The organism is Flavobacterium sp. LC2016-23, from assembly GCF_009674775.1.
Lineage (GTDB): Bacteria > Bacteroidota > Bacteroidia > Flavobacteriales > Flavobacteriaceae > Flavobacterium.
Map to the genome: position 1 here is coordinate 35,259 of NZ_WKKE01000032.1, position 11,307 is coordinate 46,565.

The following is an 11,307-nucleotide window of genomic DNA, read 5'->3' on the forward strand; positions in this document are numbered from 1 at the left end:
TCCAAACTGTTTTTATGTCATTTTTGAATTTAAAAACGGAGGATGTTAATACAAAAATTAGTATTAGGAAAAATAGAACCGGATTATGAAAAATATTGAAGATACACCTGTTGTCCCACTTTCCAAAAAGCATTTTTATACGCATAAAACAGCGCTTAAAATTGGAAACTGGAAAAACAATTTCGATCTGAATTATACCAATACGATCATTGCCATTGCTCTTAATCATTGCTGCAAATACCATGATCTTATCATCAATGGCTATCTGATTACGGCAAGGAGTCTGTATCTGGTCGTAAAAACACATGAAAAATCAATTGATACGATACTGAATAAAATCGAAGATCGTATCAATCTCTCACTAAAAGACGATAAACGAACCTTAAAAAACAAAAAATACAATATTGATTTTATACTGGACCATGAGGATGTTTTTTTTGAGATTCAGGAACCTTTATTTAAAGCATATCCTTTAAAAAATGAGAACCTCATTCCGCTCATCACCGGTAAAAAAATAGAACTCCCCTATTACGACCGAAGACTTGAGGCTTTAAAAAAATTAATTCACCATCATCCTTTTTGTTCCGCTATTGATTATTCAGGGGCAATCGGACCTGTAAATGTCACCTTAGTAAAAGATTAAAAACAACGCGTTGGCAATAATTCAAAATTGATGTCAGGCTGAGCGGAGTCGAAGGATTTTTTACATAGAAAGGGCTTCGACTTCGCTCAGGATCACAATGATTTAGATAAGAATACCCATATGTATTCAAATTATATTTTTTATCTGTTAGCTTTTCAAATAACAGTTTCAGTGCATTACAAAAACAATAAACCAATAATTCCGCCTAAAGGCATTTAACCCACCAAAATTCAAAATCTTATGAGTACAGCACCAACAATAGCCGATAATTTTACCGTTTTCGGAATTGATATTTCAAAATACCAGGGAAACGAAATCAATTCTCTCAACAAACAGACTGACAGCCTGACTTTTATCATCTGCAAAGCCACAGAAGGCATTACCTATACCGATCCGGATTTTAAAACCAACTGGCCGGCCATCCAGGCAAAAGGTTTTGTTCGTGGTGCTTATCATTTTTACCATTGTGACGATGATCCTGCCAAGCAGGTGGCTAATTATTTGGGAGTTGTCGGTGCGTTTTCAAAAACTGATTTTCCTCCTATTGTAGATTTTGAAGAAACCAGCATCGATCCCGGCATTGATAAAACGACAATACAGCCCAATTTACTGCAATTCTTAACGCTGCTGGAGCAAAAAACAGGAAGAAAACCGCTCCTCTACACAGACAACAATACCGCAAACGGGTATCTGACCAATCCTGCTTTTGCCGGCTATAATTTATGGATTGCCGATTATAATAGCACACTCACTTTACCAACCCTCTGGAAATCCCAACCGTGGACTTTATGGCAAAAATCCGCCAGCTATACCTTAGATAATCAGTCCAATGATTTTGATGTTTTTAATGGGGATGCTGCCGCTTTTACAGCGTTCCTCCAAAACAGTTAAGATTAGAATCAAAACAGGAAGCCTTTTAATTTAAAAAAGCAAGAATGGAAAGATATCAGGGTAAAATATCAGATAATAAAAGCATAATAACTGCTGCGAATAGCAATCGTGGCAGTGCTGCGGTGCAACTGAAAGATAATCGGGCGCTGTCACTTGTTCAGAGAAGGCTGCAGGAAACAGGCAATAGTTCACAGCCAATCGTTCAGCTGCAAAGCAAAACTTCCGGCAATGGCGTCATTCAATTTGGGAAGAAGAAAAAAGATGAAGATGAAGAATATATTCAACCGGGATCGAACAAGCAAAAAAGATTCCACATACCGAAACGAATTACCGAAAGGGTTTTAAGGCAAACTGCTCACAGACGTGCCAACGTAAACAAGAGGTACAGCCATATTTATACCTGCCCGGCCTGCAGACGACCTCTGGCTGCCATCAGAAAAGGGAAAAAAGCCCTTGAACTAACCAAGTTTGCCTATACCAGTAAAGGGGGGAATAAACACAGCCAACGTGCCTTAGCCTTAGATCATTACCCTCCGTGGGCAGGGCGCGAAAGAGCCCTTAAGGCAAGAGGAGCCAGTGACGAAGAAATAAGAGAGGATCATAATGACCCATCCCGTTTAAGGGCTTTGTGCAAAAAATGCAACGAGAGCCATAAATATGAAAAAAGAAAAAAGCTCAGTTATGAAAGTGAGGATGAAGAAGAAGGATATGCTACCGATGATGATGAACATGAAAATAAAGGCTTCTACAAAGATTTCCGCAAAGATCCACCCCCTGACCCGGGTTCCGGCAGCGCAGGCATAACGACCTGACACAGCCTGCTGACCGGATTACTCTAAATGATGGAGAAACAGCTAATGTAATTTTATAGTATCATGAAATACGCAAAGCATAAAACAGAAACCAAACAGCTTACAAGTTCCGCAGGAAACTTAAAGGGCAATAAAGCAATAGAACTGGAAGATAATCGCTCTGCTACCGTTCAAAGAAAAAGCAATAACACCGGTTTACCGGATGCTTTAAAAAATGGAATGGAGAGCCTGAGCAATAAAAACCTGGATCACGTAAAAGTGCATTACAACTCTTCCAAACCTGCTGCCGTACAAGCGCTTGCTTACGCACAGGGTTCAAATATTCATTTGGCACCGGGTCAGGAAAAACATTTGCCCCATGAATTAGGCCATGTGGTACAGCAAATGGAAGGGCGCGTAAAACCGACTATAAAGATTGGCGGCACAGCGGTAAATAATGACCCTTCGCTGGAACAGGAAGCGACCAGCATGGGACAGCGTGCTATTCAGCGTGCCAGTATTTCACGCCCTGCGGAAAGTGCCAAAACCATTCAGCCAAAAAAAGTACAGGAAGAGCATACGGCCCAATTTCAATCTATGGACCCTTTAGGTGTGCCGGGTGTTAATTACGCGGTGATGAGTCAGGCGGATTATGGAAAATGGCAGGGAACCGTTCAGGCAAAATCCATGAGCGGTGTGCATCAGAACGGCGATCAGGTTGTGGTAACCCAATTTCAAAACTCAAGCGAAGTACAGCAATATTTTTTATCGAACCGGGTGGTTGGCGGATTTGTAATTCTGGAAGGAATATTATCCCTGTCTGCGGGTATAGCCATACTTGCCTTATCACATGGAGTCGCACTGGTTCCGGGTATCGCAGCCATAGCGGTTGGGGTCGCAAAAATTGTGCGCGGAGCAATCACGATTCATGGAAATGACAATCCTAGTAAAACACAAAAAGGATTGATTGATTCACTTCGTGCGTTTGAGGCTATCGCAGCAGTAGTGGGAGCCAGCGGCGGATCAGTTTTGAATATTGCAGGACTGGTATTTGGTCTTGCCAAAGCATTGCGCTCCGTGATGCATTTCCTCATGGATTTTGTAAATAAAGAGAATTATCCAAATGCACATAAAGCTTTTACCGGAATGGCAGCGGCACTCCATTGGATTGAAGTGGGTGCCGGCCTGGCAGCAGGCAGTACAGATGCTCACAGCGCTCTTGCGGGAGAAGGAGCACAAAAGGCTGTTACAGCTGTTTCAGGGCTTGGCGTTGCCGCTTCAAAAACACTAAGGTCGGCCAATCAGAGCGTAAAAGCAGTAAAAACGATTCGATCTTCACCCGAAGGGCTGCCAACAGTAAACACACCTCTTATTGCATAAATTTAATTTAAAAACTTTCTATGTAAAACAAATAAAATGCTGCACCATTTTGTTTACCCATTAAAAAATGTGATATGGACCATGCTTACAATAAAACAAACCAAAGTGAAACACAAGCTTCAGCCAGTCTGGGTGAGAAAACCATTCAGAATAAAGCAACAGCCCTGCAGGACAATCGCCCTGCTTCTATTCTGCAAAGAAAAGCAAACAACACAGGTCTGCCGGACCAATTAAAATCCGGAATAGAAAACCTTTCCGGCCATAGTATGGATGATGTCAAAGTACATTATAACTCCGAGAAGCCTGCCCAGCTTCAGGCTCATGCCTATGCACAGGGAACCGACATTCATATCGCTTCCGGACAGGAGAAACACTTACCCCACGAAGCCTGGCATGTGGTACAGCAAAAACAAGGAAGGGTAAAACCAACTTTACAAATGAAAGGCAAAGTGAATGTGAATGATGATAAGGGACTCGAAAAAGAGGCTGATGTTATGGGTGCGAAAGCCATTCAGAATAAAAGCATATCTCATTCTGCTCCGGAAAATACGTCTTTTTCCTCCACAAAAAACTACGGGACAGCAACAGTACAACGATTTACCCAGGAGGACATAAAGTTTATGTATGAAAACAAATTCGGTTTAAGGCATCATGATACAAAAGCTTCCGCAGAAAATGAAAAATTACATGGAACCGAAGGTGGCGATGCGGTCCCCCTGAACGCTATTGGAGGCGAAAATCCGCTAATGTCACTCGATTTATTGAGAAACAGGCCAATACCCGTTGAGGTGATCAATAAATTTATTGCTAATGTAGATCATTTTATTTCCAACTCCTTAAACCGTACTGTTGTAATTCGTTTAGGTCACACAACACCAAGACAACTCATAGAGCAATCTGTAAGTAAAAGTACTTTTCTTCTGGTACAGGGCATGAACGGAACAGATGCGCCAAAAGACATAGAAAAAGCAGACTACGGGGGATTGGGTAAAGCCGGAAAACAAAAAATAAACGCCAGTCAGATTATACATTTAATGGCACTAAATGACAATGAAGTAGATATGGAATTTATGAAGTTTATGCATGAAGATGCATTAGACACTCCAATCCAGACAAAGGAAGAGGGAGAAGAAGCCTTCAGTAATTTGGTTATGATATTTTCAGAAAAACTAAAAGATGCAGTGTATAAAATGCGTACAGGCAGGGACCGTTTTTTGGTAGACATCTAAAATAACACAACTCTATTTTCACTCCTATTGTTAGAAACCAATGGTTATACTAAAAAAAAGAGAATAATTAATTGCAAAACGTATGGAACAGTCAAATTATATAAAAAACAACATCAAAACACAATCTGTTTCTAATAGCCTAACGACTAATACCACTCAGAATAAAGCAATAACACTTGAAGATAATCGCCCTGCCTCTCTCCTGCAACGAAAATCGAACCATTCAGAATTGACTGATCAACCAAAATCAGGAGTAAAAATCAGCAGGGAATTTCAATTCTCTACCGATAATCCAACTGTACCTGTACAGTTAATGTTTGGAGCATTTAAAGGGGCATGGAATTATTTATTTGGAACCCCTGCTACCACTCCAACAGCTACTTCAACTGCCACAACTGCAGTAGCACCGCCTTCGGGAATTACGTACAAAAAAGCATTAGCGGAAGAAAACAAAAGAAATAAGGAAAATCAAAAAAGAAAACGATTAGAAGCAATTTGGGAAAATCAGGGTGTAATATTCCATGTTCATAAACCAAATGCCAATCTGGATCCAGATTGGATCCAGAATTTTAATGATATTCGGAATATTGTTCACGACGACGAAGGTTTTGAATTTCAAAACGCAAAAAAAGCCATAAACATAAAATACAATTTTATTCAGCTGGCGGAACTTTTTACAAATGTCCGTGCACATTTATATAACATGACCCCACAAGATTTGCGGAGCGACCAGGAAACAACTATTCTAAAATGTTTTGGCACACCCCATTTTATGGATAGCTATGAAAATAAAAAAGAGGCGCTCCTGAACGATTCAAGAAAAAAGGTAACCGAAATGGATTATACTCATTTTGACGCTGCCTTTGGACAAAAACCTATTGCCAAAAAATTCAATAAGAAAGAAAATAACGACAAAGTAAACCATCTTTTGGGAAAAGACAGATTTGAAGGATTTATTATGGGCGAAAATCATGATACACCAGACTCTAAAAAATTCTTAATGAATCAAATGGCAAATTTGAAGAAAAACAATGTCACAACACTATATCTGGAACACATAAGATCCGAATATCAAACCATAATCGATGAATGGTATGCTGCTCCGGCCTTAACCCCTATGCCTGCAAAATTAAAAACATTTTTAAAATCAAATGACTTCAGCAATAATTTAAAAAATGAGTTACATAATTTAGAAAAATTAGTACAAAAAGCATACGATAATAAAATCAAAGTAGTGGGTATTGACTCTTTACATGCGCAATATGACCCTGATGACTCCGGAGGTGATGAACTCAGGGATATGACTATGAATGCTTTTGCGCAACATACAATTGAAGCTGATAAAAACAGGCGTAACGGAGGGAAATATGTAGCATTGGTAGGCGAAAAACATTCCAATACACATAAGGCAAGAAAGGTTGGAAAAGGAGGCTACTCACAAGGTTTACCCGGACTTTCACAGCAATTAACGATTCCGGCAGTTAAAATAGACCCCGTTTCAAAAAAATTAGTTCTTGATAAAGAAGTAAAGCAAAACAGAAATTTGGTCTAGAATCACCAAAAAAATAAAATACAATAGTTCTAATCAAAATGAAATGGAGCAAAAAATATGGATTATGACACCAAAACAAACAGGACGCAAAGTATTGCTGCTAATAGTCTGAGTGAAAAAACCATTCAAAATAAAGCAACAGCCTTGCAGGACAATCGCCCTGCCTCTATTCTGCAAAGAAAAGCCAACAACACCGGACTGCCCGACCCCTTAAAATCCGGAATAGAAAACCTTTCCGGACATAGTATGGATGATGTAAAAGTACATTATAACTCCGACAAGCCTGCACAACTTAATGCGCATGCCTATGCACAGGGAACCGACATCCATATCGCTTCCGGAGAGGAAAAACACTTACCTCATGAAGCCTGGCATGTGGTGCAGCAAAAACAAGGAAGGGTAAAGCCAACTTTGCAAATGAAAGACAAAGTGAATGTAAACGATGATAAAGGACTCGAAAAAGAGGCTGATGTTATGGGAGCCAAAGCTCTCAATACCACGCACAATACACAATTAAAAGTTCTTAAAAAGAAGCCCGCCAGCTCCTATGTCGTTCAGAATGTAAGAAGTAAGGAAACCGCCAAAGAGAAATTTGACCGACAGATGAAGGAGATGAACGAACGTATAGAAAAAGCAAATGAAAAAATAGCAAATATACATAAAATAAAAGCTGAACTTGGTATTGATGCTACTGCAACACCAATGAATCCGGCTTTTTTTGTAGGCGGATTTCCTACTACAGACCATTTGAATATTTCAAAAAAAGAAGCAAGATTAGCCAATTTCAGTTCAATGGTCAAAGAATTTGTAAATGCAATGCAAAAGAATAACGTAACTCCGGAAATACAAACCGCTTTGGTAAAAACGGCTTTGGGAGCTTCAGAATCAATTTATGTTTCCGGAAATACTTCTAATGCCAATAATAAAATCAGAGGTAAAAAAGCAATGGTTTTGGGTGATTATTACAAAGCTAATATTCGCCCGATAAGTGTTCGGAGAAGAGTAAAAGGCATTGAAAACGTTGCCCGGAGCATGGGGTATAAAGCAAAAGGAAGATATGTGGTTAAGAAAGATTTCAGGGCTAAAATAAAAGTAGTCAAAGGCGATACGGAAAATACTATAGCACAAAAAATAATCCGAAATTTACTAACGGAGCATAAGCGTAATCCGCTTCGTCTGACCGGAACCAGTTCCAGAAAATTTGCGAGAGCCCACGCTTCTAAAAAGATGAACGTACCTGCTAATAAAGAAAATATTCATGCAGAATCGGCCATACTTGCGAGTATACGTGATACCAAACAAAAAATATTAGAAATTGGAGGCACAAAAGTTGCCTGTATGGCATGTCAGGCCTATTTTACCAAATTAGGCGAACACGAGTTACTTGGAGATCATACCGGGTATGGATGGATCTCTAAGTCATCCCTGGCACAGATCAAACTATTAATAGATTCTATAGAAACAGCAGAAGATTATCTGGTAAACCTTGTCAAAATATTAGAATCCAGATTATTATCCCTAAAAAGATTTACCGGAGCCGCGGGGGATAAAAATGTAGAAGATGCCGAACCAGAATCAGATGCTGATGATACTGATTCTGAAGATGAGGACTCTTTAGTCCTGTTAGAAAAATCCAGTGTTATTAGAGAAATTGCTCTAGCCTTATTAAATAGTTGATAAAAAGCACATCACAAATTGAAATTAGTATGGAACATTCTCAAGATAAAACTAACAGAAGCCAAACGCAATCTGTTTCAGATAGTCTGAATAAGAAAACCGTTCAGAATAAGGCAATAGTACTCGAGGACAACCGCCCTACTTCTCTTGTGCAAAGAAAAGCAAACAACACCGGCCTGCCGGATCCCCAGGCCAACGTGATGGGGGCAAAAATGCTTAGCCGGCAAAAAACAATTCAGCCAAAAGCAACCCTTAATTTTCGCCAGGTCGTACAAAGGGTTTTAAATGCACAAAACGTGGCAGCCAAAGGCGGTCAGTTTTTAGCAGCGCATGAAGAGGAAAGACAATTGATCATAAAAGCAAATAAATTACTGCAGGATTTTAGTGAACACGATTCTCCGGCAACCTTTCATGCGGTTAGTTCGAAACTAACTTCGATAAGAGATGCTTGTTATGCCCAAACCAATATTCAGGCTGATCTGGTTCAGGAATACGTTGATAGTGCTGATGAAGCCGTTAGAAAAACATTTCTGGATACAGTCTTGCAAAAAGATTCGGCAGTTTTAAAACCTCTCTTTAACCGACTCATTAATCAGACGCCACTGGGTGATGGTGTGGATGCTAAATACAAAAAAATATTCCTTTCTTATGTGCTTCAGGGAATGAAATTTGCAGCCGGTGAGGGTCGTTTTACAGAATTAATGCAGCTTTTAGGAGACCGGAATATCGAAATCAATCAACTTCTCATTGGTCCCAGTGCCGGATTGCAGAATCCGGAAAGAGATAATCCACTGGGAGAAAAAACAGAACGCCGGGATAAAGAGGCAGATGCCCACTTGCTTGCACAACATCATAACAATCTGAGTGAATTTATAAAAGCAAAGGCAACAGGCGGGTATGCAAGAACAGCAAACCCCAGAAGGGCAGAAATTGGTGATGCCACAGTGAATATGGAAAGAAGCCAGACCTTACTTCCCATTTACTACGGGCATACCGCTACAAAAGACATACAGGCTTTTACCTCTCCTATGTTTGCGGCTAACCATCATGAACTGGGTCATGTAGTCAATAAATTAAAGGGAATGGCAGGAGTTTCTGCTGATAAATACAGAGGTGAACCCATTCTAAATCAGCTTACAGACGAAGAAGAAATGCATAATATCAGTATCGATCAACACAGTGACAAAGCACTTACAGATCAAATGAAATTACCCGAAAGGATCGCTCATGGCGCCATGGGCGGGCTGGATGCTGCTTCACCAGCACTGGACAGAAAAGCTATGGCTGATGACTTAACGAAGTGGGATACTCTTACCTATAACTTAACACCCGGCAGGAAAAAGAACCTTGAACTTATTAAACGCATCGCTGACGCCAATTGGAACGAACATACAAAATATGGCAGTAAACCATCGGGTGTGAAAAAAATCATGGAAAAAGTTACCACTATAAATAATAAGGGATTAGGAATGAAAAAACAATTCGAGGAGGTCAGAAAAATTGCCATTACCGTTGCTGCAGAAAAATCTTCCAACCGTTCTGTTCATACATCGGATTTCTACACCATTTTAAGCCAAATGAATGTTGATTCTTCTGACGGGTTAACTGCATTAGAAGGTAAACTGAATACCTTAATTGCCAATGCGAAATTATAAAAATCTATTTGGTCTGAACCAAAGGTTTTTTATTCCTGCTGTCGCGAGCTTTACCTCACCTATTTGTCATTCCGAGGTACGAGGAATCACATCTGCTGAGCACATACTGTTGGCGAATACTTGATGTGATTCCTCGTACCTCGGAATGACACTATGTTTCTATAAAATTCAGGAGACTTTTGATACATTTATAATTTATAAGAAACAAAAAAATTGCGCAAAATTAAAATAGACATTTGCCAGCTTTTCATAATGAACACTTCGGAGAACGGTGATTGAAAATTATTTACTTGTTCCTACCCCATCTTTATATTCAATATATTCTTTTAGAAAGATACTCCCGTCTTTTTTCTGAACCAGTATCCTGACGAGAGAATCGATCTTTAAAAAACGTTCATATCCGTTTTTATAAATTTCAGTAGAAGTTATCGTTTTGTTTACAGGATCATACCTAAACTTTTCATCGATATAGTTGGTATCCTTTTCTGTTTCAAAATCAAGTTTTTGAGTTTTAATTATATGTCCAAACAACAATGTATCTTTTGTAGGACTGTAATAGGTTTTTATAGACTCTATTAAACCACCAAAATCGTCAATAAAGACTCTTTTAACAGTTGTTCTGTATTTAAAATCACCTATTTTTTCATAAGAGTTACAGCTTAAGAAAAAAACAGTTAGTAACGGTATAAAGATTTTAGCTTTCATATTTAATAAGTGTTGGGAACTGATTTATAACTGTAGAAATAATGTTATAAAATCATGGCACATTTCGATCCTAATGATTAAAATTTGACCATGATTTTTTGGTTATCCTTTTAGTATTGCGACCAGATGATTGTCTAATAGTTTTTTTGAGATTTAAACTTATTTACTTGATCCAGTTTCTTTTTTATAATCTATACCTACCCCATCTTTATATTCAATATAATTTTTTAAATATATACTGCCGTCTTGTTCCTGAATCAGTATCCTGACAATTGAATCCAGGTATTTATAACGTTCATATCCGTTTGTAAAAATTTCCGTAGAAGTTATTGTCTTGTTCGCAGGATCATACGTAAACTTTCCAATGCTGTAAATAGTATCTTTTTCAGTTTCAAAATCAAGTTTTTGGGTTTTAATCGCATGTCCAAACAAGAATGTATCTTTTTTAGGGCTGTAATAGGTTTTTATAGAAATAATTAAACCTCCAAAATCGTCAATAAAGACTCTTTTAACAGTTGTTCTGTATTTAAAATCACCTAATTTTTCATAAGTGTTACAGCTTAAGAAAAAAGCGGCTAGTAGCGGTAGTAAGATTTTAGCTTTCATATTTAATAAGTGTTGGGAACTGATTTATAACTGTAGAAATAATGTTATAAAATCATGGCACATTTCGATCCTAATGATTAAAATTTGACCATGATTTTTTGGTTATCCTTTTAGTATTGCGACCAGATGATTGTCTAATAGTTTTTTTGAGATTTAAACTTATTTACTTGATCCAGTT

10 protein-coding genes and 1 pseudogene are annotated in these 11,307 nt (G+C 38.5%); 8 read left to right on the top strand and 3 right to left on the bottom strand.

The genetic code is table 11. The annotated features are described in order from the left end of the window. Positions 1–85: 85 nt before the first annotated feature. The 7 genes and pseudogenes from GJU43_RS21505 to GJU43_RS23245 form a co-directional block, all read left to right on the top strand. Positions 86–643 carry a hypothetical protein gene (locus GJU43_RS21505; protein WP_154343841.1) on the top strand — a complete coding sequence of 186 codons (558 nt, stop codon included), beginning with the start codon at positions 86–88 and terminating at the stop codon, positions 641–643. Positions 644–883: 240 nt separating this feature from the next. Continuing rightward, positions 884–1,534, top strand: coding sequence for a GH25 family lysozyme (locus tag GJU43_RS21510; protein WP_154343843.1), 651 nt, complete (start codon positions 884–886; stop codon positions 1,532–1,534). Positions 1,535–1,578: 44 nt separating this feature from the next. After that, entirely contained in the window at positions 1,579–2,346 is a 768-nt protein-coding gene (locus GJU43_RS21515; RefSeq protein ID WP_154343845.1) for a GH-E family nuclease, read from the top strand. Positions 2,347–2,409: 63 nt separating this feature from the next. Continuing rightward, the gene (locus GJU43_RS21520; RefSeq protein ID WP_154343847.1) at positions 2,410–3,705 is read left to right on the top strand and encodes a DUF4157 domain-containing protein; all 1,296 of its coding nucleotides are present in this window, start codon (positions 2,410–2,412) and stop codon (positions 3,703–3,705) included. Between the two features lie 74 nt (positions 3,706–3,779). Further along, entirely contained in the window at positions 3,780–4,934 is a 1,155-nt protein-coding gene (locus GJU43_RS23120; protein ID WP_229655109.1) for a DUF4157 domain-containing protein, read from the top strand. An 82-nt stretch (positions 4,935–5,016) separates the two neighbouring features. Continuing rightward, positions 5,017–6,486 (top strand): membrane-targeted effector domain-containing toxin, encoded by a 1,470-nt coding sequence (locus GJU43_RS21530; RefSeq protein ID WP_154343849.1) that lies wholly within the window; start codon positions 5,017–5,019, stop codon positions 6,484–6,486. A 57-nt stretch (positions 6,487–6,543) separates the two neighbouring features. Beyond that, positions 6,544–6,870 (top strand): annotated as a pseudogene (locus tag GJU43_RS23245) (DUF4157 domain-containing protein); the annotation flags it as partial. Between the two features lie 1,134 nt (positions 6,871–8,004). Here the strand turns inward: GJU43_RS23245 and GJU43_RS23250 are convergent. Further along, on the bottom strand, positions 8,005–8,049 hold the full coding sequence (locus tag GJU43_RS23250; RefSeq protein WP_370455682.1) for a hypothetical protein: 45 nt from the start codon (positions 8,047–8,049) through the stop codon (positions 8,005–8,007). A gap of 143 nt (positions 8,050–8,192) precedes the next feature. Between GJU43_RS23250 and GJU43_RS21540 the strand changes: the two genes are divergently transcribed. Then, positions 8,193–9,818, top strand: coding sequence for a hypothetical protein (locus tag GJU43_RS21540; protein ID WP_154343851.1), 1,626 nt, complete (start codon positions 8,193–8,195; stop codon positions 9,816–9,818). A gap of 282 nt (positions 9,819–10,100) precedes the next feature. Here GJU43_RS21540 and GJU43_RS21545 read toward each other — a convergent pair whose 3' ends face one another. Together GJU43_RS21545 and GJU43_RS21550 are read right to left on the bottom strand one after the other, a co-directional pair. Continuing rightward, positions 10,101–10,523 (bottom strand): hypothetical protein, encoded by a 423-nt coding sequence (locus GJU43_RS21545; RefSeq protein WP_154343853.1) that lies wholly within the window; start codon positions 10,521–10,523, stop codon positions 10,101–10,103. A 159-nt stretch (positions 10,524–10,682) separates the two neighbouring features. Further along, complete coding sequence (locus tag GJU43_RS21550) at positions 10,683–11,129, bottom strand: hypothetical protein (protein ID WP_154343854.1); 447 nt, start codon at positions 11,127–11,129, stop codon at positions 10,683–10,685. Between the last annotated feature and the right edge of the window lie 178 nt (positions 11,130–11,307).